This is a genomic window from Thiovibrio sp. JS02, from assembly GCF_053485635.1.
On record NZ_CM130715.1, the window covers coordinates 339,909 to 363,821 of the forward strand.

Genomic DNA, 23,913 nt, shown 5'->3' on the forward strand with positions numbered 1-23,913 from the left:
TTTGTAACTATTGCTGGTCTTGCTTGATTACGCTGTTTTTCAATTCTACACATAGTGTATCCCGCGGCTGATCAAGCCCGGGAAGCAATAAGCGATGCAGTGACGCTACGGGGGGAGACCTCCGTAGCGTTCTTGCGTTCTTACAAAGGGAGATGCCGCGTGGCCTGTAAAGTCGACGTCAAGATTCGCTCCCTTATGCTCCACACCAGGGATATTCTTCCCTTCCGCTACCGCTAAACAGATGAGGGTATTGCTGCATGCAGACTATCAAACGAGTTCGGAAAAGTTTCGCTAAAAACAAAAGTATTGTTGATATCCCACATCTCATCGAGATGCAGCGGCTGTCCTACGAAAAGTTTCTGCAAATGGACGCTGACCCCGATCAGCGTGAGGACATCGGTCTGCAAGGTATTTTCAAAAGTATTTTCCCCATCCAGGACTTTAACGGAACCTGTTCCCTTGAGTTTGTCCGCTATAACTTCGGAGAGCCCAAGTACTCCGTTGATGAATGCATCCAGCGTGGCATGACCTACGAGGTTCCTCTCAAGATAACGGTACGGCTTGTCTCCTTTGACACGGACGAGGAAACTGGTGTGCAAAATATCCGGGATATCAAGGAACAGGCCGTTTATCTGGGCTCCATTCCTCTGATGACCAAAACCGGGGTCTTCGTCGTCAACGGCACCGAGCGGGTAATTGTCAGCCAGCTGCAGCGTTCCCCCGGTCTTTTTTACAGCCATGACGGCGGGAAAACCCATTCCGGCGGCAAGCTGCTTTATTCGGCGAGGATCATCCCGGTGCGCGGCTCCTGGATCGATCTTGAATTTGACGCCAAGGATATTCTTTATGTCCGCATCGACCGGCGGCGGAAATTCCCCGTCACCACCCTGCTGAAGGCCTTGGGCTACAGCGGGGACGAGTTGCTGCGCTACTATTACGACACCGAGAAGATCTCGGTGAGCCGCAAAAAATTTAAAAAGGAATTTTCGCCCGAGGTCATGGCTGGGCAGCGCGCCCCCCAGGATGTCATAGACCCCAAGAGCGGCGAGATCCTGGCCAAGGCCGGCAGAAAGATCGGCAAGGTTCTTGCCAAGAAGATTTTCGAGGCGGGCATCACCCATTTCGACGTCGAGGCGGAAAGCCTGGTGGGCAAGTTTCTTGCCAATGATATCGTTGACAGCAAAACCGGCGAGGTCCTCTTCCCCTGCAACACCGAATTGAGCGAATCCATGCTGGATGAGATCATTGCCGCCAAGATTGCCAGTTTCGAGCTGCTGTTCATCGACGGCATCAAGGTATCCGACTCCTTCCGCAAGACCCTTGCCCTCGACAAGGTCAGTACGCCGGAAGAGGCGTTGCTGGAAATCTACCGCCGCCTGCGCCCCAGCAGTCCCCCCACCATGGAGATTGCCACGGCCTTTTTCGAAAATCTGTTCTTCAGCCCGGACACCTATGATCTTTCCGAGGTCGGGCGCTTCAAGATCAATGCCAGACTGGGGATCAACACCGATATCGAGAAACGGACCCTGACCAAGGAAGACATCATGCTCTCGGTCCGCTACCTGGTGCGCCTGAAGGACAGCCAGGGGCCCATCGATGATATCGATCATCTCGGCAACCGCCGGGTGCGGACTGTCGGCGAACTGGTGGAGAATCAGTACCGCATGGGATTGGTGCGCATGGAGCGGGCCATCCGCGAGCGCATGAGCCTGCAGGAAGTGGAAACCCTCATGCCCCATGACCTGATCAATCCCAAGCCCATCACCGCGGCGATCAAGGAGTTTTTCGGGACCAGCCAGCTTTCCCAGTTCATGGATCAGACCAACCCCCTTTCCGAGGTCACCCACAAACGGAGGCTTTCCGCCCTCGGTCCCGGCGGTCTTTCCCGCGAGCGCGCAGGCTTCGAGGTGCGTGACGTGCATCCGACCCACTACGGTCGGATCTGTCCCGTTGAGACCCCTGAAGGTCCGAACATCGGCCTGATCGTCTCCCTGGCCACCTATGCCAGGGTCAACGAGTTCGGCTTTATCGAGACGCCCTATCGCGTGGTCAAGAACCGGAAGCCGAGCAAGGAGATCTCCTTCATGACCGCTCTCGATGAAGAGCAGCATGTCATCGCCCCGGCAAAGACCGAGGTGGACGGCAAAGGCAAGATCGCCAGCGATACCCTCATTGCCCGGCAGGACGGCGAAGTCATGCTGACCTCCACCGATGCGGTTACGCACATGGACGTCTCCCCCAACCAGCTGGTGAGTGTGGCGGCCTCCCTGATTCCCTTCCTGGAGAACGACGACGCCAACCGCGCCCTGATGGGCTCCAACATGCAACGGCAGGGCGTGCCTCTGCTCCGGCCCGAGGCGCCCCTGGTCGGCACCGGTCTTGAGCTGACCGTGGCCAAGGATTCCGGCGTCTGTTTGCTTGCCGGCGGCGAGGGGGTGGTGGAAGAGGTTGACGCCAACCGGGTGGTGGTTCGTTACGACAAACCCGGTACCGATGGTTTTACGACCGGCATCGGCATCTATCGTTTGGACAAGTATAAGAAGTCCAACCAGTCCACCTGTTTCACCCAGCGGCCGCTGGTCAATCCCGGCCTGCGGGTGAGGAAGGGCGATATCCTTGCCGATGGCCCGGCCTGCGATCTCGGCGAGCTGGCCCTGGGCAAGAACGTGACCATCGCCTTCATGCCCTGGCGTGGGTACAACTTCGAGGACTCCATCCTGGTCAGTGAAAAGCTGCTCAAGAAGGATACCTATACCTCTCTGCACATCGAGGTCTTTGAAACCGTTGCCCGCGACACCAAGCTGGGCAAGGAAGAAATCACCCGCGATATTCCCAACGTCAGCGAGGATGCCCTGCGCAACCTGGACGAATCCGGGGTCATCCGTATCGGCGCCGAGATCAAATCCGGTGACATCCTGGTCGGCAAGGTCACCCCCAAGGGGGAAACCCAGCTCTCTCCGGAAGAGAAACTGCTGCGGGCCATCTTCGGCGAGAAAGCGGGGGACGTGAAGGATACCTCCCTGCGGGTGCCGCCGGGCGCAGAGGGAGTGGTCATCGACGCCAAGGTTTTCTCCCGCAAGGGCGTTGAAAAGGACGAGCGGACCCTGTCCATCGACGAGTTCGAGATCAAGAGCCTTGAGCGGGACATGGATGACGAACTCAGCTGCCTCAAAAAAGGGGTGCGCAACAGCCTTGCCGACCTGCTTGACGGCAAGGTGAGCAAGGCCGCCATCAAGGACAAGAAGGGTGAAGCGCTTCTGGCCAAAGGCAAGAAGATTACCCGTGAGGTCATAGAACAGATGCCTCTTTCCGCCATCAAACAGATCGATTACGCGGAAAAGAACAAGTTCGAGGGCGAGGTTGATCTTCTTTTCGAGCGCTATGAGAGCCAGGTGAAGCTGGTGAAGGATCGCTATGAGGCGAGAATTTCCCGGCTCAAGAAGGGTGATGATCTGCCCCCCGGCGTTATCCGCATGGTCAAGGTCTATGTCGCCACCAAGCGCAAGCTGGCGGTGGGTGACAAGATGGCCGGCCGGCACGGAAACAAGGGTGTTGTCTCCCGGATCCTGCCGGAAGAGGACATGCCCTATTTTGCCGATGGCACCGCGGTGGACATCGTGCTGAATCCGCTGGGCGTCCCTTCGCGTATGAACGTGGGACAGGTTCTCGAGGTGCATCTGGGGCTGGCTGCTAAACGGCTGGGCGCCGAGCTGCAGAAATTGGCCGAGCAGCATCAGATCAAGGCTGTGCACGAGAAACTGAAAACGATCTATTCCGCCGAAGAGTATGAACAGCTGAGCGAAGGACTGAGCGATGATGATCTCCTTAAGATGGCCAAGCGCATGGGCACGGGCCTGCATATGGCTACCCCGGTATTTGACGGCGCCCACGAGCATGAGATCCGTCAGCTCCTGGTTGAGGCCGGCATGGACGAGGTCGGACAGGTCACCCTCTATGACGGCCTGACCGGCGAGAAGTTCGACAATCCGGTCACGGTGGGAACCATGTACATCATGAAGCTGCACCATTTGGTCGATGACAAGATCCATGCCCGTTCCACCGGCCCTTACTCCCTGGTCACCCAGCAGCCGCTGGGCGGCAAGGCGCAATTCGGCGGTCAGCGGCTCGGCGAGATGGAGGTCTGGGCCATGGAGGCATACGGAGCTGCATATACGCTGCAGGAATTTTTAACAGTCAAATCGGACGATGTCGGCGGTCGAACCAGGACCTATGAGCGCATCGTCAAAGGCAATAACTTCCTCGAAGCGGGTCTGCCTGAATCTTTCCACGTACTGGTGAAAGAGCTGCAGGGCCTCTGTCTCGACATGGAGTTGCTGGAAGAGAGACCGGAGAAGTAAGGTCCGCAACATATTGCCACTGAACTGATTTGACTATTCAACAAGGATAAAGGTGCTGCCGTGGAAGAACTTTTCAGCTTTTTTTCCAAACCGAAGGGACCGGTAAAATTCAATGCCGTACGGATTTCTCTCGCTTCCCCCGAGAAGATCCGCGACTGGTCGCATGGTGAGGTGAAAAAACCGGAGACTATCAATTATCGAACCTTCAAGCCGGAACGGGACGGTCTGTTCTGCGCCAAGATTTTCGGCCCGGTCAAGGATTACGAATGTAATTGCGGCAAATACAAGAGAATGAAACACCGCGGCGTTGTCTGTGAAAAATGCGGGGTCGAGGTAATCCAGTCCAAGGTGCGGCGCGAGCGCCTCGGTCACATCGAACTCGCCGCTCCCGTGGCCCATATCTGGTTCCTGAAGAGCCTGCCCAGCAAGATCGGCAACATCCTGGATATGACCCTGAAGGAGCTTGAGAAGGTTCTCTACTTCGACTCCTACGTGATCACCAGTTCCGATGAGCCCTCTCTGGCCGCCGGCTCTCTTCTCACCGAAGAGAACTATCGGCAGGCCAAGGAGGATTTTCCCGGCAAGTTTACGGTGGGCATCGGCGCCGCCGCCATCAAGGAAATGATGCAGAAGCTTGATCTTGAGAGCCTTTCCAAGGAACTGCGTCAGGAGATGCGTAAGACAGGTTCCGAGGCCAAGCGGAAAAAGCTTGCCAAGCGGCTCAATGTGGTGGAGGCCTTCCGTGACTCCGGCAACAAGCCGGAGTGGATGATCCTTGAGGTCATTCCGGTTCTCCCGCCCGACCTGCGCCCGCTGGTGCCTTTGGAGGGCGGGCGTTTCGCCACCTCCGATCTCAACGATCTCTACCGCCGGGTAATCAACCGGAACAATCGCCTGAAGCGTCTGCTTGAGCTTGATGCGCCCGAGATCATCATCCGCAACGAGAAGCGCATGCTCCAGGAAGCGGTGGACGTCCTCTTCGACAACGGTCGGCGCGGCAAGGTCATCACCGGGCCCAACAAGCGGCCGCTCAAGTCGCTCTCCGACATGCTCAAGGGCAAGCAGGGCCGTTTCCGTCAGAATCTGCTCGGTAAGCGTGTCGACTATTCCGGCCGTACCGTTATCGTGGTTGGTCCGCACCTCAGGTTGCACCAGTGCGGTCTGCCCAAGAAGATGGCTCTCGAGCTCTTCAAGCCCTTTATCTATAATAAGCTTGAGATGCTCGGCTATGTGACGACCATCAAGAGCGCCCGCAAGATGGTTGAGAAGGGCACCAAGGAGGTGTGGGACGTCCTCGACGACGTGGTCAAGGAATACCCGATCATCCTCAACCGTGCTCCAACCCTGCACCGCCTCGGCATGCAGGCCTTCGAACCGGTCCTCATCGAAGGCAAGGCCATCCAGCTGCACCCGCTGGTCTGTTCCGCCTTCAACGCCGACTTTGACGGCGACCAGATGGCGGTGCATGTGCCCCTCACCGTCGAGGCGCAGATGGAAGCCCGGGTTCTGATGATGTCCACCAACAACATCCTTTCCCCTGCGCACGGCGAGCCGGTCATCATCCCTTCCCAGGATATTGTCCTGGGGCTTTACTATATGACCAGAGAGCGCCATTTCGCCAAGGGCGAGGGCAAGAGCTTCAGCTCGCCCGCCGAGGTGCGCATGGCCTATGACCACGGCGCCGTGCACCTGCAGGCCAAGATCAAGGTGCGGCGGCGGGGCGAGTTTGTCGAGACCACCGTCGGCCGGACCCTGCTTGGCGAACTGCTGCCGGAGAGCGTGCCCTTCAGCCATGTGAATCAGGTGATGGGCAAGAAGCAGCTGGCCAAGCTGATCGACTTCACCTACCGGTATGCCGGGACCAAGGCCACCGTTATCCTGGCCGACCGGCTCAAGGATACCGGCTATGAATTTTCCACCAGGGCTTCCATTTCCATCTGCATCAATGACATGATGATTCCCGTTACCAAGGATGACCGTCTCGCCAAGGCGGAAAGCGCGGTGATGGAGGTTGAGCAGCAGTATAAGGACGGTTTGATCACCGACGGCGAGAAGTACAACAAGGTGGTCGATATCTGGTCCCGGGCCACCGACGACGTGGCCAACGAAATGATGCAGGAGATGAGCGTGCAGTATCTGCGCGATCAGAACAAAAAACTGGTCGAATCCCCCAGCTTCAACTCCATTTACATCATGGCCGACTCCGGCGCCCGCGGCAGCCGTGATCAGATCCGCCAGCTGGCCGGTATGCGCGGCCTGATGGCCAAGCCTTCCGGCGCCATCATCGAGACCCCGATCAAGGCGAACTTCCGCGAGGGCTTGAACGTTCTTGAATATTTCATTTCAACCCATGGCGCCCGGAAGGGCCTTGCCGATACCGCCCTGAAGACGGCGAACTCCGGTTATCTGACCAGGCGTCTGGTTGACGTGGCCCAGGATTCCACCATCATCGAGAAGGATTGCGGTACCCTGGACGGAATCATGATGGAGCCGTTGATGGAAGGCGGCGAGGTCATCCAGCGGGTCGGTGACCGTATCCTCGGCCGGGTGGCTCTGGAAGACATCATTGATCCCTTCACCGGCGAGATCCTGGTCGAAGGCAACGAGGAGATCACCGAGGACAAGGTGAAACTCATCGAAGATGCCGGCGTTGACCGGGTGATGATCCGCTCGGTGTTGACCTGTCAGGCGCGGCGCGGCGTCTGCAGTCTCTGTTACGGCCGTGACCTTGGCCGCGGCCATATGGTCAACATGGGCGAGGCCATCGGCATCATTGCCGCCCAGTCCATCGGCGAGCCCGGCACCCAGCTTACCATGCGGACCTTCCATATCGGTGGTACGGCAAGCCGGAGCGTCGAACAGGCCGAGGTGCGCTGCCAGCACGGCGGTACCGTCCGCCTGCAGAACGTGCATTATGTTGAAAATGCCGCCGGCAACATGGTCGTCATGAACCGGAACGCCGAAGTCTCCATCATCGGGCCCCAGGGGCGTGAACGTGAGCGGTATCAGATCAACTACGGCGCCCAGATCTTTGTCAAGGAGGGGGCGGAAATCGAGCCCGACACCCTGATCGCGAACTGGGATCCCTATACCATCCCCATTGTCAGCGAAATCGGCGGTGTGGTCAAATTCGGCGACATCCTGGAGGGTCTGACCATGCAGGAGCGCGTCGATCCGGTTACCGGCAAATCGAGCCACGTCATCATCCAGTCCCGGGCCGGCCAGCATAACCCGCGCATCTCTTTGAAGGATGAGAGCGGCAAAACCGCCAAACTGCCGAAAACCGGCTCCCCCGCCCGTTACTCCCTGCCGGTTGGCGCCATCATTTCCGTATCGGAAGGGACCGTGATCGAACCCGGCACCGTTCTGGGCAAGATTCCGCGGGAAACCACCAAGACCAAGGACATCACCGGTGGTCTGCCCAGAATCGCCGAACTCTTTGAGGTCAGAAAGCCCAAGGAGTATGCGGTGATCACCGAGATCGACGGCCAGGTAAGTTTCGGCAAGGATCTCAAGGGCAAGAAACGGGTCATCATCACCCCGGAACTGGGCGAGGCAAAGGAATACCTCATCCCCAAGGGCAAGCATGTCAGCGTGCATGAGGGCGACTACGTAAAGGCCGGCGAGGCGCTGATGGACGGCTCTCCTGATCCCAACGACATCCTCAGGGTCATGGGCCTCAAGGAGCTTGCCAAGTTCCTGGTCAACGAAATTCAGGAGGTGTATCGTCTCCAGGGCGTCAAGATCAACGACAAGCACATCGAAGTCATTGTGCGCCAGATGCTGCGTCGGGTGCAGATCACCGGCGTTGGCGACTCCACCTTCATGCTCGGCGAGCATGTCGAGTGGTGGCGCTTTAATGAAGAGAACGAGAAGATCCTTCAGGAGGGCGGGCGTCCGGCCACGGCCGAACCGTTGCTTCTTGGCGTCACCAAGGCCTCGCTTTCCACCGACAGCTTTATTTCCGCCGCCTCCTTCCAGGAAACCACCAAGGTGCTCACCAACGCCGCCATGGCCGGCAAGGTGGACAATCTGAGCGGGCTGAAGGAGAATGTCATCATGGGCCGCCTGGTCCCTGCCGGTACCGGCTATGAGCAGTACGCCATGGGCGAAGAGAATTAATGTGATATTTTGCCTTGACAAGCAAACTGGCTTAGAGTAAATATGCCGTTTTCCTGTGCCAAGCGCTGGGCGCTGGGATCGGGGAAAGGAAAAGAAAAATTTAGGAATACGGGAGTCTATTTCAATGCCAACCATTAACCAATTGGTACGGCACGGACGGAAAGTAAAGGCAAGCAAGACCAACACTCCTGCGTTGAAAGGTTCTCCGCAGAAGCGTGGCGTTTGTGTTCGTGTGTATACCACTACCCCCAAGAAGCCGAACTCGGCGTTAAGGAAGGTTGCCAGGGTGAGATTGACCAACGGGATCGAGGTTACCTCTTACATCCCCGGTATCGGTCATAATCTGCAGGAGCACTCCGTTGTATTGATTCGCGGCGGTAGGGTGAAGGACCTCCCTGGTGTTCGTTACCATATCATCCGTGGTACCCTGGATACACTGGGCGTCGCCAACCGTAAACAGGGTCGTTCCAAGTATGGAGCCAAGCGGCCCAAATAAGCGGTTTGTCAATAGTTCGAGAAGGAGTGTAGTCGATGCCTAGGAAAAGACTTGTAGCAAGACGCGAGGTCGAGCCGGATCCGCGTTTCAATAGCGTACTGGTGGCCAAATTTGTCAATGGCCTGATGGAGCGGGGTAAGAAGAGCATAGCCCGCAGCATCTTCTATGATGCCATGGATATGATCCAGAGCCGCATCTCCGATGCCGATCCCATAGTTGTTTTTGAGAAAGCCATGGAGAAGGTTCGTCCCCGCGTTGAGGTGAAATCCCGTCGGGTGGGTGGTGCGACCTATCAGGTTCCGGTGGAAGTGCGGCCTGAGCGCCGCAATGCCTTGGCGATTCGCTGGCTGGTGAGCTTCGCCCAGAAGCGGCCCGGAAAGAGTATGGCTGATAAGCTGGCTGGCGAGTTGGCCGATGCCTACAATAACCGTGGTTCAGCTGTAAAAAAACGTGAGGATACGCACCGCATGGCAGATGCCAATAAGGCCTTTGCCCATTACCGCTGGTAAGTGCGCCCTGCGGCTTTTCCCTGGTTGACAAAAGGGCCGAGAGGGTGTAAAAACACCAATCTTTGTCTGATGGACAGGTGAGGCAAACCTGTAACACGAGCGGCCAGGGGAAAAGATTGTGGCTTCAAAAGATGTACTGACCTGTCTGCGCAATATAGGCATCATGGCCCATATTGATGCCGGCAAGACAACGACGACGGAACGCATCCTTTACTATACAGGGCGTTCCCATAAGATGGGCGAGGTTCATGACGGCAATGCGGTCATGGACTGGATGGAGCAGGAGCAGGAGCGCGGCATAACCATTACCTCCGCCGCAACGACCTGTCACTGGAAAGACCACACCATCAATATAATAGATACCCCGGGGCATGTGGACTTCACCGTTGAGGTGGAGCGTTGTCTCCGGGTTTTGGATGGCGTTGTCGCCATTTTTTGTGCGGTTGGCGGGGTTGAGCCCCAGTCGGAAACCGTATGGCGTCAGGCGGATCACTATAAGATTCCCCGGATCGCCTACATAAATAAGATGGACCGGGTCGGGGCGAATTTTCAGCGCTGCCTCGATATGATGGTTGAGAGGTTGGGGGCGACTCCGCTTCCTCTGCAACTGCCGGTCGGCAAGGAAGAGACGTTCAAGGGCATCATCGACCTCGTTGGCGAAAAGATGCTGACCTTTGACGAAGAATCGCGGGGCGCACTGGTTAAGGAGAGCGCGATCCCTGCCGAATATCAGGAAGAGTCTGCGGCCGCACGAATGGCCCTTATCGAGAAGTTGGCCGACTTCGATGATGGGGTCATGGAGAAATTTCTAGATGAGCAACCTGTTCCGGTTGAGGAAATCACCCGGGCCATCAGGAGTGCAACTCTTAAACTCAAAGTCGTGCCAGTGCTATGTGGCAGCTCCTTTAAGAATAAAGGAGTTCAACCACTTTTGGATTCGGTTGTTTCCTTTCTTCCCTCCCCGTTGGATGTGCCTGCCGTGCAGGGGGTCAACGAGGAAGGCGGGACGGAAACGAGAGAAGCGAACGATAAGGAGAAGTTTTCCGCGTTGGTCTTCAAACTCACCTCCGATCCTTTTGTTGATATTCTCGCCTATGTTCGCGTCTATTCGGGCGTGGTGAAGGTGGGAGACAGAGTATACAATCCGGTCAAGCGCAAGAAAGAGAAGATCGGGCGGATTGTAAAAATGCACGCCAACAAGAGGGAGGAGGTCGGTGAGCTGAAGGCCGGCGACATCGGCGCCGTGGTTGGCATTCGTTTTTCCACCACCGGGGACACCCTGTGCGAGTCGGGTGACAACTTTGTGCTCGACACCATGGAATTTCCCGAGCCGGTAATCAGCGTCGCCATCGAGCCCAAGGGAAAGGCGGACGAAGAGAAGCTTCAGGACAGCCTGGCAAAGATTGCCTTGGAGGATCCGTCCTTCAACGTGGCCACTGACCCGGATTCGGGCCAGACAATAATATCCGGGATGGGCGAGCTTCATCTCGAAATCATTGTTGACCGGCTGATCCGCGAGTTCAAGGTGGGCGCCAATGTGGGCAAGCCTCAGGTTGCCTACAAGGAAACCGTAACCGCAGCGGCAAGGGCGGAAGGGATCTTCGATCATCCCACCACCGCCGGCAAGAGCCAGTACGGGCATGTCTGGCTGCAGGTTGACCCCTTGGAGCGCGGCGAGGGGTTCAGGTTTGAGAGCAAGATCGCCGAGGAGGTGATCCCTCAGACCATCATTCCGGCAATCGAGCGGGCGGTGCACGACAGTCTGGACGCGGGTGTGCTGATCGGATTTCCGATCGTGGATGTGAAGGTCAGCCTTGTTGACGGCTCTTACCGCGATGATGATTCGACCGAGCAGGCTTTCGGAGTGGCCGCCAACATGGCATTCCGCAAGGCGGTCAGTGAGGCGGGTCCCGCCCTGCTTGAGCCGGTGATGGATGTGGAAATTAATCTGCCTGAATCATACCTTGGCGACGTTATTTCGGATCTCAGCGCCAAGCGGGCAAAGATTATTGGCATGGACAGCCGGGAAGGAGGCATCCAGATTGTGGAAGCCCAGGTTCCCCTGGCTGAGATGTTTGGATATTCAACGGACTTACGGTCGGCCACCCAGGGGCGGGCGAATTTCACCATGCAATTTGCCGCCTATGACCGGGTGCCAGACCATATAAGTGAAAAAATTATTAAGCGAATTCGTGGCCTATAAGTCGAGCAAGTCGCAAGCAAAGAAAGAGGAAAGGACATGGCAAAAGAGAAATTTGAGCGCAAGAAACCGCACGTTAATATTGGAACGATTGGTCACATCGACCATGGCAAGACCACGTTGACATCTGCCATTACCCGTGTACTGGCGACCAAGGGTTTCGCGAATGCGACCGCATTTGACGAGATCGACAAGGCTCCGGAAGAGAAAGAGCGCGGTATCACCATTGCCACCGCCCATGTTGAGTACGAATCCAACAAGCGTCACTATGCGCACGTTGACTGCCCGGGCCACGCCGACTACATCAAGAACATGATCACCGGCGCGGCGCAGATGGACGGCGCCATTCTGGTGGTTGCGGCCACCGACGGGCCGATGCCCCAGACCCGTGAGCACATCCTGCTTGCCCGTCAGGTGGGCGTGCCGGCCATCGTGGTTTTCATGAACAAGTGCGACATGGTTGACGATCCCGAGCTGATCGAGCTTGTTGACATGGAGCTTCGCGAGCTTCTGAGCAAGTACAATTTCCCGGGGGACGATACCCCGATCATCCAGGGCAGCGCCCTGAAGGCCCTTGAGAATCCCGAGGATGAGGCCGCGGCCAAGTGCATCTGGGACCTGATGGAGGCCTGTGACAACTTCATTCCCGAGCCTGAGCGCGATATCGACAAGCCGTTTTTGATGCCTGTCGAGGACGTGTTCTCCATCTCCGGTCGCGGCACGGTTGCCACCGGCCGAATCGAGCGCGGCAAGATCAAGGTTGGCGAGGAAATCGAAATCGTCGGCATCCGGGAGACCGCCAAGACCACGGTCACCGGTGTGGAGATGTTCCGCAAGCTTCTGGATGAAGGCCTTGCCGGCGACAACGTAGGCGTGCTGCTGCGTGGCACCAAGCGTGAGGAGATCGAGCGCGGGCAGGTTCTTGCTAAGCCGGGTTCCATCACGCCGCATGTGAAGTTCATGGCGGAAGCGTACATCCTTTCCAAGGAGGAGGGTGGTCGTCACACCCCGTTCTTCAACGGCTACCGGCCGCAGTTTTACTTCCGGACCACCGACGTGACCGGAGTGGTGAATCTGCAGGAAGGTGTGGAGATGGTAATGCCCGGCGACAACGTGACCATCGAGGCGCAGCTGATCACCCCGATCGCCATGGCGGAGGGGCTTCGTTTCGCGATCCGCGAAGGCGGCCGTACGGTGGGCGCCGGCGTTATCAACAAGATCATTGAATAAGGGTGTAAGAGCATGATTCAGACACAGAAAATTCGCATCAGACTGAAGGGGTATGATCACAAGCTCATCGATCAGTCCACTTCCGAGATCGTGGATACGGCAAAACGTACTGGTGCAACTGTAGCTGGCCCGATTCCTCTGCCGACTTCCATTAATAAGTTTTGTGTGTTGCGCTCGCCGCATGTGGACAAAAAATCACGTGAACAGTTCGAGATGCGCACCCACAGAAGGCTTCTGGATATTCTTGAGCCGACCCAGCAGACCATTGATGCGTTGATGAAGCTTGAGCTTTCCGCTGGTGTTGATGTAGAGATCAAGCTCTAAGGTTAAAGAGACAACGGTTGTACCGCCCCGGTACAGTTGGATGCAAGAGAAGAAATAGCAGGTAGGAACAATGCCTAAAAAAATAGGATTACTGGGAAAGAAGATCGGCATGACCCGAATCTATTCCGAAGAGGGCGCAGCCATCGCGGTAACGGTGATTGAAAGTGGGCCATGCGTGGTTCTGCAGAAGAAAACCGTTGCCAAGGAAGGCTATAATGCGATTCAGGTCGGCTTTGACTCCAAGAAAGAGTCCCGTTTGAACAAGCCCTCCAAAGGACATGCCAAGGCCTCCGGCAAGGGAGGGTTTTACCATGTTAAGGAGTTCCGGGTCAGCGACCCTGAGCAGTATCAAGTCGGCCAGGAAATACTTATCTCCGACATCTTCAAGGTCGGTGACATTATCGATATTACCGGCACCACGAAGGGGCGCGGCTTTCAGGGCGTTGTCAAGCGCTATGGCTTCAAGGGCGGGCGCATGACCCATGGCTCCATGTTCCATCGTGCCCCTGGTTCCATCGGTTGCAGTGCCTGGCCGAGCCGGGTAATCAAGGGGAAGAGGCTTCCCGGCCATATGGGGGCGGCCCAGGTTACGAAGAAGAGCGTGACCATCATGGATATCCGTCCAGAGCAGAATGTGCTTGTCGTCAAAGGTGGCGTTCCTGGCGCTAAGCAGGGTTTGCTGCAAATTTACACAAAATAAAGAGTCTTAGTTACCTTAAGATTTATTTTGGGGGTGCCGGAAATGGCAGTTGCTGAAATATACAATGTTGAAAATGTGAAAGTGGGTGATATCGAGCTGAAGGACGAGCTCTTTGCCGTTGCGGTAAATCCCCATATCATACACGAGATAGTGAGAATGCAGCGTGCCGCACGTCGTGCCGGTACCGCCTGTACCAAGACGAGAACCGAAGTGCGCGGTGGCGGCAAAAAACCGTGGCGCCAGAAGGGTACCGGTCGCGCCCGTTCCGGCAGCAACACTTCTCCTCTTTGGCGTGGAGGCGGCGTTGTTTTTGGTCCCAAGCCCCGCGATTATTCCTTCAAGTTGCCCAAGAAGGTCCGCAAGCTTGGTCTTCGCATGGCGCTCAGCTCCCGCTACAGCGATAAGTTGATGCTGGTTCTTGACAATTTCAATCTCGATGAGATCAAGACCAAAAAATTCCTTGGTGTGATGAGCAACTTGAAGATTGACAATGCGTTGATCGTCATTCCTGAGCGCGATGACCGCCTGGAACGATCTTCTCGTAACGTGAAAGGTTTCAAGGTCGTTCCAACCGCAGGCCTTAATGTCTATGACATCCTGTATCACAAGCATATAGTCTTACTGCAGCCCTGTATCGGCCAGCTGGAAGAGAGGTTGTTGTCATGAAAGATGTGTACACTGTCATTAAAAAACCTTGCCTGACAGAAAAGGGTCTTGGTCTGCAGGAAGTCAACAATCAGGTTGTCATGAAAGTTGACTCCCGTGCCAATAAGATCGAGATAAAGGAAGCAGTTGAGAAGTTGTTCAACGTTAAGGTTGTCAAGGTGCGCACGGCGAACATGCACGGCAAGATCAAACGGGTTGGCCGTCATTTTGGACAACAGTCTGACTGGAAGAAGGCAATCGTTACCCTGGAAGAAGGGAACAAGATTGATTTTCTCGAGCAGATTTAACGCGTACTCGACGTCAAGTAACTGTAGTTAGCAAGGTATACGTAATTTTAAATACTATCGGGGTTTGAAATGGCATTAAAGACCTATAAACCTACATCACCGGGAAGAAGAGAACTAGTAACAGTAGTTAATCCCGAGTTGTCTAAGGATAAGCCGCAGAAGTCGTTGGTTCAGCCGCTCAAAAAGACTGGTGGCCGCAACAACTATGGTCGCGTTACCTCCAGACACATTGGCGGTGGCCATAAGCGCAAATACCGTATTGTCGATTTCAAGCGTGAAAAGGTAGACATCCCAGCCAAAGTCGCTGCCATTGAATATGATCCGAATCGATCCGCCAACATCGCTCTCTTGAATTATGTTGATGGCGAGAAGCGTTACATTCTTTCGCCTCTCGGGATCAGTGTCGGTGATGTGATTGTTGCCGGTGAAGCCGTCGACATCAAGCCGGGGAACTGTCTGCCCATGGGTAACATGCCCCTTGGCAGCATCATCCACAATGTTGAGATGAAGATCGGCAAGGGCGCGCAGCTTGTCCGCAGCGCCGGGGTATCTGCCCAGCTGATGGCCAAGGAAGGCGATTATGTTCTGGTGAAACTTCCCTCCGGCGAGGTTCGAAAGTTTCATCGCAAATGTCGCGCCTGTATCGGTCAGGTGGGCAACAATGAGCATGAGAGCCAGAAGCTTGGCAAGGCTGGCCGCAATCGCTGGAAGGGCAATCGTCCTCAGGTTCGCGGCGTTGCGATGAACCCGCATGACCATCCCATGGGCGGTGGTGAGGGCAAAAGCTCGGGTGGCCGCCATCCTTGCTCGCCCTGGGGTACGCCCAGCAAGGGTTTCAAGACTCGTGGCAAGAAGTCGTCCGATAAATATATCGTTAAGAAAAGATCATAATTAGGGGGTATACAAGTGGCGCGTTCAGTAAAAAAAGGTCCATTTGTAGATGACCATTTGTTGCAGAAGGTCATGAAGGCCAAGGAAGAGGGTTCGAGAAAGGTTATCCAGACCTGGTCACGTCGTTCAGATATTATCCCGGAAATGGTGGGCCTTACCTTCGCGGTGCATAACGGTAAGAAGTTTATTCCGGTTTTCGTGACTGAAAATATGGTAGGACATAAGTTCGGAGAGTTCTCTCCGACCAGGACCTACTATGGTCACGCAGCTGACAAGAAGAAAAAGAAATAAAAAAAGCTGCCTACCTTATACGGTCATTAGGTAAAGAAAGGAGTTAGTCCGATGGAAGCAAGAGCGCTTGCACGATATATAAGGATTTCGCCACAGAAGGCGAGGCTGGTCGCAGATCTGGTGCGTGGGAAGAGTGTGGGGTATGCCATCAATACCTTGCGGTTTTTGCCGAAGAAGGGTGCGCGCCTTCTCAAGAAGGTCATCGAATCAGCGGTTGCCAACGCCAGCCAGAATGACGCCATCGACGTTGATACCCTCTATGTGAAGAGTATTTTCATCAACGGCGGCCCGATGTTGAAGAGGATCAGCCCACGCGCCCAGGGCCGGGCAACTAGAATCCTGAAAAGAACAAGCCATATCACCGTTGTTTTGGACGAACAATAATTAGGCTACAACTTTAAGAGCCACCTAATTACGCGGGCTCGGTATATTTTTGATCATGGAGGAAGGTTTTGGGCCAGAAAGTTAATCCGATAGGTTTACGACTCAATATTATCCGTACCTGGGACTCTATCTGGTACGCTGATAGGGACTATGCCAAAAATTTGCTTGAGGATCAGACCCTTAAGAAGTTTCTCAAAAAGCGTCTCTATCATGCCGGCGTCGCCAAAATTCAGATTGCAAGAACCGGTGATAAGATCCGGGTAAAGCTGCATACCGCCCGCCCTGGCATCGTGATCGGCAAAAAGGGATCCGAGATCGAGTCCTTAAAGGCTGAAATCGATAAACTGACCGGAAAGGAATGCATCCTGGACATCCAGGAAGTGCGGCGCCCTGAGGCCGATGCGCAACTGGTTGCCGAAAATATAGCTCTGCAATTGGAAAGGCGCGTAGCCTTCCGGCGTGCCATCAAAAAGTCGGTGAATATGGCCTTGAAGTTCGGAGCCAAAGGTGTTAAGATCGCCTGTTCCGGTCGCCTGGGCGGCGCTGAGATCGCACGCCAGGAATGGCATCGCGAGGGACGCGTGCCTCTGCACACATTGCGGGCCGATGTCGATTACGGCACTGCCGAGGCGAAAACAACCTATGGCATTATCGGTGTTAAGGTTTGGATATTCAAGGGTGAAGTGCTGAGTGAAGCCGATCAGGTAGCTGAGTAACTTTCCACCGTAGAATGCTTTTCTAAGCGATTCATATATAGGGTAAACCGATGTTAAGTCCAAAGAAGGTAAAACACAGGAAGGTATTCAAGGGCCGCTTGACCGGCGTAGCTGATCGTGGTTCTTCGTTCGCCTTCGGCGAATATGCTCTCAAGGCCGTTGGTTGCGGAAAGATGACGGCGCAGCAGATCGAAGCCGCCCGTATCGCGATCAACAGAAAGATCAAGCGTACCGGGCAGCTGTGGATTCGTGTCTTCCCTGACAAGCCCATTACCAAGAAGCCCGCTGAGACTCGTATGGGTAAAGGTAAGGGCAATCCTGAGTTCTGGGTGGCTCAGATTCGTCCTGGCCGCATCCTTTATGAGCTTTCCGGTGTTGACGAGGCATTGGCCATGGAGGCCCTTGCGTTGGCAGCCAACAAGCTTCCCTTCCCGACTAAAGTGATTTACGTGGGGACTACGTTATGAAAATGAAAGATATGCGTGATTTGGGGCAGGCTGAACTTGCCGCCAAGATTAAGGATATGTCAGAAGAGCATTTCAAGCTGAAATTCCAGCATGGCATCCGGCCCCTGGAGAACACCGCCAAGCTGCGGCAGCTTCGCAAGGAGATCGCTCGGATGAAGACAGCTCTTGCTGAGCGAGAGGCTCAGTGAATAGCTGCTTAAGCATCGTAACGAGATCGATATTGTCGGCAACAACTGAACAAGCCACTTGGTAGGATAATTTCATGGTTGAAGAAAAGAAAGGCAACAAGAAGACAAGGGTTGGATACGTGGTCAGCACCAAAATGGATAAAAGTGCCATAGTCCAGACCGAGCGCCTTGTCCCCCATAAGCTCTATGGAAAGTATATGCGTGAGCATGTGAAGTATATGGCTCATGATCCTGAGAACAGCTGCAGCGTTGGCGACAGGGTTCTCATTGAAGAGTGCCGCCCTCTGAGCAAGAACAAAAGATGGCGGATAATGGAAATTATAGAGAAGGCCGTATAAGCGATTTACGGTTTACGATAATTTCGCAATGTACGGCCTATGCCTGGTTGCGATTAAAGTTTTCGGCGGTTGGTGAAGAGATGATACAAACAGAAACCGTACTGAATGTGGCTGACAATTCAGGTGCCAAAAAGGTCCTTTGTATACGTGTGTTGGGTGGCACCCGTCGGCGTTATGCAGGCGTTGGCGACGTCATTGTTGTCACTGTGAAAGAGGCGATTCCGAACGCGAAGGTGAAAAAAGGCGATGTTCTCAGGGCTGTGGTTGTCCGCACGGTCAAAGAGGTCAGGCGCATGGACAACACCAGCGTTCGGTTCGACGACAATTCGGCCGTGTTGTTGAGCAATTCGGGCGAGCCTATCGGAACACGTATTTTTGGTCCTGTCGCCAGAGAATTACGGCCGAAAGGATATATGAAAATTATTTCTCTTGCGCCGGAGGTTCTCTAGTCAACATTGGTGTTGATTGGATGATGCGTGCAAGGGGTGGCCGGTTCTGATAAACCGGGTTCGGTTGAGAGGCGGATAAGGATGCGAGCGAAAACACATTTGAAAATAAATGATCAGGTTGAGGTGATTACCGGCAAGGACAAAGGTCGTGTCGGGAAGGTCATCAAGGTAAACGCGAATGATGGCACCGCCATTGTCGAAAAGATCAACATGATCAAACGGCACATGAAGCCCAACCAGATGAACCAGCAGGGTGGCATCATAGAAAAGGAAGCGCCGATCCATGTTTCCAACTTGATGCTCATCTGCCCCAAGTGTTCCAAAACTGCGCGGGTAGGCAAAAAAATACACGAAGACGGTTCCAAGATTCGCACCTGCAAGAAGTGCAACGAATCTGTTGAAGCGAAATCCTAAACGGAACCGATTTTTTTTTTGGAGGCAAGAATGGCTGGGGTAAAAGAAACTTATCTGAATGACTGTGTCCCGCAGCTTATGAAGGAATTCGGCTACCAGAATATCATGCAGGTGCCGAAGATCACCAAGATCGTTCTGAACATGGGCTTGGGCGAGGCTGTACAGAATCCCAAGATTATTGACAGCGCGGTGCAGGAGATGACCCTGATTGCTGGGCAAAAGGCCGTCGTTACCAAGGCGAAAAAATCCATTGCCGGCTTCAAGCTGCGTGAAGGGGTGCCCATCGGATGCTGCGTCACTCTCCGCGGGGATCGGATGTATGATTTTCTTGCGAAGCTCATCCACATTGCTCTCCCGCGCGTCCGTGATTTTCGCGGTGTGTCGCTGAAGGCCTTTGACGGTCGTGGGAACTATGCCATGGGTATCAAGGAGCATATTATTTTCCCCGAGATCGACTACGATAAGATTGATAAAATCAAAGGTCTCAATATTGCGATTACAACGACCGCCAGGACTGATGAGGAAGGTCGGTTTCTTTTAAAAGCAATGGGTATGCCCTTTAGGAAATAGTAAAGGGATAGGAGGAAGAGTTGGCTAAAAAGTCTTTGATTGCAAAGAGCAAGCGGAAACCCAAATTCGAAGTGCGCGGGTATAATCGCTGCGGGTTGTGCGGTAGGCCTCATGCCTATTTGCGGAAATTTGGTGTATGCCGTATCTGCTTCCGATCCTTGGCGAATCGTGGCGAAATTACCGGTGTTACCAAGTCCAGCTGGTAGCAGTGGAAATAGTTTTCACGGTATGAACGATACCGGATTGTTTAGAAATCATTAATGGGAGTAGGACTATGTCCATGACTGACCCCCTGGCTGATATGTTGACCAGGATAAGAAATGCTGCCATGGTCAAGTTCGAAAGTGTCGAAATGCCACTTTCGAAAGTGAAGACTGGTGTTGCGGAGATCCTTAAAAAGGAAGGCTACATTGCTGACTATGAGGTTGTCAATGATGGCACGCAGGGTGTTTTGCGTATTGAGATGAAATACGACCAGAACAATGCGACCATCATCACGGACCTGAAACGTGTCAGCAAGCCTGGCCGTCGGATTTATGTGAAGCATGATCAGATTCCGAAGGTTATGAGTGGTCTTGGGATCTCCATCATATCGACATCCAAGGGCATAGTTTCGGACCGTGACGCTCGTGCCATGAAAATCGGCGGCGAGCTTCTGTGCGAAGTCTGGTAAATCAGTTTCGCTAATTATTGAGTATCTTGTAACGAGTGGAGAATAGCCATGTCCAGGATTGGCAATCAATCTATCCCTGTCCCTAAAGGGATCAAGCTTGATATAAAGGGGACCTTTGTCAAGGTGACCGGACCCAAGGGTTCACTGGAGCGGAACATCCGCCCCGAAGTTGCTTTGGAAGAAAAGGACGGCAGTTACGTTGTCGTCCGCAAGGACAACAGCACCCGGACCAGAGCCTTTTCCGGCTTGACGAGAACCCTGGTGAACAACATGATCATTGGCGTTGACAAAGGTTTCCAAAAGAAACTTGCCATTGAGGGTGTGGGCTATCGTGCAGAGGTGAAGGGGGCGGTACTCAACCTGAGTGTCGGTTACTCGAATCCTGTTGAGTTCAATCTCCCGACCGGTGTTTCCGCTGAGGTTGACAAGGCAAACAATATAACCCTGACGAGTATTGATAAAGAGTTGTTGGGTGAAACCGCAGCCAAGATTCGTTCCGTTCGTCCTCCTGAGCCATATAAAGGCAAGGGAATTCGCTATGCGGACGAATATATTGCCCGTAAGGCCGGCAAGGCGGCAGGCAAGAAGTAAAAGCATGGCGCCGGGGAGTGGTTTCTCCTCAACGATTTGAATGATAATTACTATAAGGCAAAACAATGGGTAAGACGAATTCAAAAGAAAACTCTCGTGAGAAACGCGTTAAACGGATCAGGAAAAAGATCGTTGGCACACCCGAGAGGCCTCGCATGCGTGTTTTCAAGAGCGCAAAGCACATCTATTGTCAGATTATCGACGATGTTGCCGGCACCACCCTGGCGGCGCTTTCCACCCTTGATAAGGTCATGCGCGATGTAGATGTGCAGGGCAAGACGGAGAAGGCCCGTCAGATCGGCCTGAAGATAGCCGAACTTGCCAAAAACAAGGGCATCGAAAAGGTTGTATTCGATAGGGGCGGTTATATTTATCATGGCCGTGTGAAAGCTTTGTCCGAAGGCGCCCGCGAAGGCGGACTTGATTTCTAATAGATTGAACGGGAAACGTTCTGATCCCTGTGAAAAATTCCAAAGAGATTTGGGGGTGAACCTTGTCTGAGTTTAGCAAAAATACAAGTGGCGACGACCAGTTTATTGAAAAGATCGTCCATATCAATAGGACTGCCAAGGTTGTAAAGGGCGGTCGCCGGTTCAGTTTCAGCGCCATTGTTGTTGTCGGTGACGGAAAGGGGAAGGTCGGCTGCGGACTTGGTAAAGCCAATCAGGTTCCCGAAGCAATCCGCAAGGGGATCGAACAGGCCCGTAAGGACATGAAGCGTGTTTCCATCACCACCATGAGTATCCCCCATGAGGTTTTCGGCAAGTTCGGCGCAGGACTGGTGATGCTGAAGCCCGCAGTCGAGGGTACCGGTGTCATTGCCGGCGGCGCCGTCCGTGCCGTACTCGAGGCTGCCGGGGTTCACAATATTCTCACCAAGTGTATCGGCTCCCATAATCCGCATAATCTGGTGAAAGCAACGATGGATGGCCTGAGAAGGCTGCGCAGCCCGCAACAGATCGCTGCTGTTCGCGGGAAAACCGTCGAAGAGATTTCTGCCTGATTCATTGTCTTCTGCATGGCGTTTTGATCTGCGGAGACCAACAGGTTTGTAAACTGTGCTGGCAACAGCATGCAATCAATAAAGAGTGAATGGGTAAAGATATGGCAAATCAGCTCAAAGTGACCCTGAAGAAAAGCATGATCGGGAGCACGCAGAAGGTCCGTGCAACCTTGATCGGCTTGGGGCTGACAAAGACCAATAAAACGGTAGTACGGCAGGATACCCCGCAGATTCGTGGGATGATCAATAAAGTGCAACACTTGGTCGTGGTGGAGGAATAAGCTATGTTGACTTTAAGCAATTTGTCGCCTCAACCAGGTTCCAGGAAGGCAAGGAAAAGAGTAGGCCGTGGCCCCGGTTCCGGGCATGGAAAGACAGCAACGCGCGGTCACAAAGGCCATAAAGCCCGTTCCGGCGGAGGAATCAAGATCGGCTTTGAGGGTGGTCAGATGCCCTTGCAGCGTCGTCTTCCCAAGCGCGGTTTCAACAACATCTTCAAAAAGCAGTATGCCATTGTCAACATCCAGGACCTCGAGCGTTTCGAGTCCGGTGCAAAGATTGACAAACAGGCGTTGGTGGCAGCGGGTCTTGTTTCAAAGCACGATGCCCTTGTGAAAATACTTGGCGATGGTGAACTGAAGAATGCCCTTACCGTTGCCGTGGACAAGGTGAGCGGCGCTGCCCGCCAGAAGATCGAAGCCGCCGGCGGCAAGATCGAGGAATAATTAGATGCGTGCCGGGGTACAGAATGCTGCAAACATACCGGAGTTAAGGCGGCGTATATTTTTTACCCTAACCATGCTTGCCGTTTACCGTGCCGGTGTTCAGATTCCCACCCCCGGCATCAACGGTGAGGCGCTGAGCCAGTTCTTCCAGAAGGGCGCCGGAACCCTGTTTGACATGTTCAACATGTTTTCCGGTGGCGCCCTGGAGAATTTCTCCATCTTTGCCCTGGGAATCATGCCCTACATCAGTGCCTCGATCATCTTCCAGTTGTTGACGGTTGTCATTCCCCAACTCGAAGCGCTTTCCAAAGAGGGCGAGGCCGGTCGGCGCAAGATTACGCAATACACCCGCTATGCCACGGTCGTTCTGAGCCTGATTCAAGGGCTGTTCATCAGCATCGGCCTTGAGGGGATGACCGCCCCCGGATCCGGTGAAACCGTCGTCATCGCCGCAGGCTGGAATTTTCGCCTGATGACCATCATCACTTTGACCTCGGGCACCGCGTTTATCATGTGGCTCGGGGAGCAGATGACAGAGCGCGGCATCGGCAATGGGATATCACTGATCATCTTTGCGGGCATCGTCGCAAGAATGCCCGCCGCCATTATCAATACCTTTAAAATGGCCAGCGCCGGCGAGATCGCTTATATCATGCTGCCGATTCTGCTCTTGATGATGGGGGCGGTGATCGCCCTGGTTATCTTCTTTGAGACCGCCCAGCGGCGGATTCCCATCCAGTATGCCAAGCGCATGGTGGGCCGGAAAATGTATGGAGGCCAGCAGTCGCACCTGCCCCTGAAGATAAATATGTCCGGTGTTATTCCGCCGATCTTCGCTTCGTCCATCATGATGTTTCCCGCGACGATCGGGCAATTTATTCAGATTGACTGGGTGCAGCGGGTGAGCGGCGCGCTCAGCTGGGGCAGTCTGCCCCACACCCTGCTTTTTATCGGGTTCATCGTGTTCTTCTGCTTTTTTTATACGGCGGTTACCTTTAACCCTGTCGATATTGCCGAAAACCTGAAAAAACATGGCGGGTTTGTTCCCGGAATCCGACCTGGCAAAAAGACCGCGGAATTTATCGACAAGATCATGGTGCGACTGACGGTTATCGGTGCCGTCTATGTGAGCACAATTTGCGTTCTGCCCACGGTCTTGATCAATAAGCTGCATGTTCCTTTCTATTTCGGGGGAACCGCGCTCCTTATTGTTGTTGGAGTTGCCATCGATACCATCGCCCAGATCGAGTCCCATACGGTCATGCGCAATTATGACGGGTTCATGAAGTCTGCTGGTGGCTTCAAGGGGCGTCGTTAGCTT

The 23,913-nt window shown here is 54.3% G+C and carries 28 protein-coding genes; all 28 read left to right on the forward strand.

Annotation, left to right across the window (positions count from 1 at the left end; translation table 11 throughout):
* Positions 1-257 precede the first annotated feature (257 nt).
* The 28 genes from rpoB (at position 258) to secY (ending at position 23,910) form a co-directional block, all read left to right on the forward strand.
* Positions 258-4,358 carry a DNA-directed RNA polymerase subunit beta gene (gene rpoB / locus ACUUL3_RS01630; RefSeq protein WP_448553959.1) on the forward strand — a complete coding sequence of 1,367 codons (4,101 nt, stop codon included), beginning with the start codon at positions 258-260 and terminating at the stop codon, positions 4,356-4,358.
* Between the two features lie 60 nt (positions 4,359-4,418).
* Positions 4,419-8,480 (forward strand): DNA-directed RNA polymerase subunit beta', encoded by a 4,062-nt coding sequence (gene rpoC / locus ACUUL3_RS01635; RefSeq protein ID WP_448553961.1) that lies wholly within the window; start codon positions 4,419-4,421, stop codon positions 8,478-8,480.
* Positions 8,481-8,604: 124 nt separating this feature from the next.
* Positions 8,605-8,976, forward strand: a complete 372-nt coding sequence (gene rpsL, locus ACUUL3_RS01640) for a 30S ribosomal protein S12 (protein ID WP_448553963.1) — start codon at positions 8,605-8,607, stop codon at positions 8,974-8,976.
* Positions 8,977-9,011: 35 nt separating this feature from the next.
* Positions 9,012-9,485 (forward strand): 30S ribosomal protein S7, encoded by a 474-nt coding sequence (rpsG, locus tag ACUUL3_RS01645; RefSeq protein ID WP_448553965.1) that lies wholly within the window; start codon positions 9,012-9,014, stop codon positions 9,483-9,485.
* 118 nt (positions 9,486-9,603) lie between these two features.
* The gene (gene fusA, locus ACUUL3_RS01650) at positions 9,604-11,688 is read left to right on the forward strand and encodes an elongation factor G (RefSeq protein WP_448553967.1); all 2,085 of its coding nucleotides are present in this window, start codon (positions 9,604-9,606) and stop codon (positions 11,686-11,688) included.
* Positions 11,689-11,724: 36 nt separating this feature from the next.
* Entirely contained in the window at positions 11,725-12,915 is a 1,191-nt protein-coding gene (tuf, locus tag ACUUL3_RS01655) for an elongation factor Tu (RefSeq protein WP_448553944.1), read from the forward strand.
* A 15-nt stretch (positions 12,916-12,930) separates the two neighbouring features.
* Positions 12,931-13,239 carry a 30S ribosomal protein S10 gene (rpsJ, locus tag ACUUL3_RS01660; RefSeq protein ID WP_448556409.1) on the forward strand — a complete coding sequence of 103 codons (309 nt, stop codon included), beginning with the start codon at positions 12,931-12,933 and terminating at the stop codon, positions 13,237-13,239.
* 70 nt (positions 13,240-13,309) lie between these two features.
* Complete coding sequence (gene rplC, locus ACUUL3_RS01665) at positions 13,310-13,939, forward strand: 50S ribosomal protein L3 (RefSeq protein ID WP_448553969.1); 630 nt, start codon at positions 13,310-13,312, stop codon at positions 13,937-13,939.
* 42 nt (positions 13,940-13,981) lie between these two features.
* Positions 13,982-14,605, forward strand: coding sequence for a 50S ribosomal protein L4 (gene rplD / locus ACUUL3_RS01670; RefSeq protein WP_448553970.1), 624 nt, complete (start codon positions 13,982-13,984; stop codon positions 14,603-14,605).
* Positions 14,602-14,892 carry a 50S ribosomal protein L23 gene (locus tag ACUUL3_RS01675; protein ID WP_448553972.1) on the forward strand — a complete coding sequence of 97 codons (291 nt, stop codon included), beginning with the start codon at positions 14,602-14,604 and terminating at the stop codon, positions 14,890-14,892. The genes rplD and ACUUL3_RS01675 overlap by 4 nt, the downstream gene beginning before the upstream one ends.
* Before the next feature lie 69 nt (positions 14,893-14,961).
* On the forward strand, positions 14,962-15,783 hold the full coding sequence (rplB, locus tag ACUUL3_RS01680; protein ID WP_448553974.1) for a 50S ribosomal protein L2: 822 nt from the start codon (positions 14,962-14,964) through the stop codon (positions 15,781-15,783).
* Positions 15,784-15,798: 15 nt separating this feature from the next.
* Positions 15,799-16,074 carry a 30S ribosomal protein S19 gene (gene rpsS / locus ACUUL3_RS01685; protein ID WP_448553976.1) on the forward strand — a complete coding sequence of 92 codons (276 nt, stop codon included), beginning with the start codon at positions 15,799-15,801 and terminating at the stop codon, positions 16,072-16,074.
* A 51-nt stretch (positions 16,075-16,125) separates the two neighbouring features.
* Complete coding sequence (gene rplV, locus ACUUL3_RS01690) at positions 16,126-16,458, forward strand: 50S ribosomal protein L22 (protein WP_448553978.1); 333 nt, start codon at positions 16,126-16,128, stop codon at positions 16,456-16,458.
* Between the two features lie 68 nt (positions 16,459-16,526).
* The gene (rpsC, locus tag ACUUL3_RS01695; protein WP_448553980.1) at positions 16,527-17,174 is read left to right on the forward strand and encodes a 30S ribosomal protein S3; all 648 of its coding nucleotides are present in this window, start codon (positions 16,527-16,529) and stop codon (positions 17,172-17,174) included.
* Between the two features lie 50 nt (positions 17,175-17,224).
* Positions 17,225-17,641 carry a 50S ribosomal protein L16 gene (gene rplP, locus ACUUL3_RS01700; RefSeq protein ID WP_448553982.1) on the forward strand — a complete coding sequence of 139 codons (417 nt, stop codon included), beginning with the start codon at positions 17,225-17,227 and terminating at the stop codon, positions 17,639-17,641.
* Positions 17,638-17,829, forward strand: a complete 192-nt coding sequence (gene rpmC / locus ACUUL3_RS01705) for a 50S ribosomal protein L29 (protein WP_448553983.1) — start codon at positions 17,638-17,640, stop codon at positions 17,827-17,829. Before rplP ends, rpmC begins: the two co-directional genes overlap by 4 nt.
* Before the next feature lie 74 nt (positions 17,830-17,903).
* A complete protein-coding gene (gene rpsQ / locus ACUUL3_RS01710) occupies positions 17,904-18,167 on the forward strand; it encodes a 30S ribosomal protein S17 (RefSeq protein ID WP_448553985.1) in 264 nt (87 codons plus the stop codon).
* Between the two features lie 80 nt (positions 18,168-18,247).
* The gene (gene rplN / locus ACUUL3_RS01715) at positions 18,248-18,616 is read left to right on the forward strand and encodes a 50S ribosomal protein L14 (RefSeq protein ID WP_448556410.1); all 369 of its coding nucleotides are present in this window, start codon (positions 18,248-18,250) and stop codon (positions 18,614-18,616) included.
* Positions 18,617-18,697: 81 nt separating this feature from the next.
* Entirely contained in the window at positions 18,698-19,030 is a 333-nt protein-coding gene (gene rplX / locus ACUUL3_RS01720; protein WP_448556412.1) for a 50S ribosomal protein L24, read from the forward strand.
* A 30-nt stretch (positions 19,031-19,060) separates the two neighbouring features.
* On the forward strand, positions 19,061-19,600 hold the full coding sequence (rplE, locus tag ACUUL3_RS01725) for a 50S ribosomal protein L5 (RefSeq protein ID WP_448553987.1): 540 nt from the start codon (positions 19,061-19,063) through the stop codon (positions 19,598-19,600).
* A 20-nt stretch (positions 19,601-19,620) separates the two neighbouring features.
* Positions 19,621-19,806: a type Z 30S ribosomal protein S14 gene (locus tag ACUUL3_RS01730; RefSeq protein WP_448553988.1), complete on the forward strand. Its 186-nt coding sequence runs from the start codon at positions 19,621-19,623 to the stop codon at positions 19,804-19,806.
* A 68-nt stretch (positions 19,807-19,874) separates the two neighbouring features.
* On the forward strand, positions 19,875-20,273 hold the full coding sequence (rpsH, locus tag ACUUL3_RS01735; protein ID WP_448553990.1) for a 30S ribosomal protein S8: 399 nt from the start codon (positions 19,875-19,877) through the stop codon (positions 20,271-20,273).
* A 48-nt stretch (positions 20,274-20,321) separates the two neighbouring features.
* Positions 20,322-20,864, forward strand: coding sequence for a 50S ribosomal protein L6 (rplF, locus tag ACUUL3_RS01740; protein ID WP_448553992.1), 543 nt, complete (start codon positions 20,322-20,324; stop codon positions 20,862-20,864).
* Positions 20,865-20,929: 65 nt separating this feature from the next.
* A complete protein-coding gene (rplR, locus tag ACUUL3_RS01745; protein ID WP_448553994.1) occupies positions 20,930-21,295 on the forward strand; it encodes a 50S ribosomal protein L18 in 366 nt (121 codons plus the stop codon).
* A 62-nt stretch (positions 21,296-21,357) separates the two neighbouring features.
* Entirely contained in the window at positions 21,358-21,867 is a 510-nt protein-coding gene (gene rpsE / locus ACUUL3_RS01750) for a 30S ribosomal protein S5 (RefSeq protein WP_448553996.1), read from the forward strand.
* Positions 21,868-21,968: 101 nt separating this feature from the next.
* On the forward strand, positions 21,969-22,148 hold the full coding sequence (gene rpmD / locus ACUUL3_RS01755; protein WP_448556414.1) for a 50S ribosomal protein L30: 180 nt from the start codon (positions 21,969-21,971) through the stop codon (positions 22,146-22,148).
* A 6-nt stretch (positions 22,149-22,154) separates the two neighbouring features.
* A complete protein-coding gene (rplO, locus tag ACUUL3_RS01760) occupies positions 22,155-22,592 on the forward strand; it encodes a 50S ribosomal protein L15 (RefSeq protein WP_448556415.1) in 438 nt (145 codons plus the stop codon).
* 4 nt (positions 22,593-22,596) lie between these two features.
* On the forward strand, positions 22,597-23,910 hold the full coding sequence (secY, locus tag ACUUL3_RS01765; protein ID WP_448553998.1) for a preprotein translocase subunit SecY: 1,314 nt from the start codon (positions 22,597-22,599) through the stop codon (positions 23,908-23,910).
* Positions 23,911-23,913 lie beyond the last annotated feature (3 nt).

What these genes read in the sequence shown, in the direction of transcription:
- rpoB (WP_448553959.1), top strand. Translation starts at nt 258, where the DNA reads ATGCAGACTATCAAACGAGTTCGGAAAAGTTTCGCTAAAAACAAAAGT.
- rpsL (WP_448553963.1), top strand. Translation starts at nt 8,605, where the DNA reads ATGCCAACCATTAACCAATTGGTACGGCACGGACGGAAAGTAAAGGCA.
- rpsG (WP_448553965.1), top strand. Translation starts at nt 9,012, where the DNA reads ATGCCTAGGAAAAGACTTGTAGCAAGACGCGAGGTCGAGCCGGATCCG.
- tuf (WP_448553944.1), top strand. Translation starts at nt 11,725, where the DNA reads ATGGCAAAAGAGAAATTTGAGCGCAAGAAACCGCACGTTAATATTGGA.
- rplC (WP_448553969.1), top strand. Translation starts at nt 13,310, where the DNA reads ATGCCTAAAAAAATAGGATTACTGGGAAAGAAGATCGGCATGACCCGA.
- rplD (WP_448553970.1), top strand. Translation starts at nt 13,982, where the DNA reads ATGGCAGTTGCTGAAATATACAATGTTGAAAATGTGAAAGTGGGTGAT.
- ACUUL3_RS01675 (WP_448553972.1), top strand. Translation starts at nt 14,602, where the DNA reads ATGAAAGATGTGTACACTGTCATTAAAAAACCTTGCCTGACAGAAAAG.
- rplB (WP_448553974.1), top strand. Translation starts at nt 14,962, where the DNA reads ATGGCATTAAAGACCTATAAACCTACATCACCGGGAAGAAGAGAACTA.
- rplV (WP_448553978.1), top strand. Translation starts at nt 16,126, where the DNA reads ATGGAAGCAAGAGCGCTTGCACGATATATAAGGATTTCGCCACAGAAG.
- rplP (WP_448553982.1), top strand. Translation starts at nt 17,225, where the DNA reads ATGTTAAGTCCAAAGAAGGTAAAACACAGGAAGGTATTCAAGGGCCGC.
- rpmC (WP_448553983.1), top strand. Translation starts at nt 17,638, where the DNA reads ATGAAAATGAAAGATATGCGTGATTTGGGGCAGGCTGAACTTGCCGCC.
- rpsQ (WP_448553985.1), top strand. Translation starts at nt 17,904, where the DNA reads ATGGTTGAAGAAAAGAAAGGCAACAAGAAGACAAGGGTTGGATACGTG.
- rplN (WP_448556410.1), top strand. Translation starts at nt 18,248, where the DNA reads ATGATACAAACAGAAACCGTACTGAATGTGGCTGACAATTCAGGTGCC.
- rplX (WP_448556412.1), top strand. Translation starts at nt 18,698, where the DNA reads ATGCGAGCGAAAACACATTTGAAAATAAATGATCAGGTTGAGGTGATT.
- rplE (WP_448553987.1), top strand. Translation starts at nt 19,061, where the DNA reads ATGGCTGGGGTAAAAGAAACTTATCTGAATGACTGTGTCCCGCAGCTT.
- rpsH (WP_448553990.1), top strand. Translation starts at nt 19,875, where the DNA reads ATGTCCATGACTGACCCCCTGGCTGATATGTTGACCAGGATAAGAAAT.
- rplF (WP_448553992.1), top strand. Translation starts at nt 20,322, where the DNA reads ATGTCCAGGATTGGCAATCAATCTATCCCTGTCCCTAAAGGGATCAAG.
- rplR (WP_448553994.1), top strand. Translation starts at nt 20,930, where the DNA reads ATGGGTAAGACGAATTCAAAAGAAAACTCTCGTGAGAAACGCGTTAAA.
- rpmD (WP_448556414.1), top strand. Translation starts at nt 21,969, where the DNA reads ATGGCAAATCAGCTCAAAGTGACCCTGAAGAAAAGCATGATCGGGAGC.
- secY (WP_448553998.1), top strand. Translation starts at nt 22,597, where the DNA reads ATGCGTGCCGGGGTACAGAATGCTGCAAACATACCGGAGTTAAGGCGG.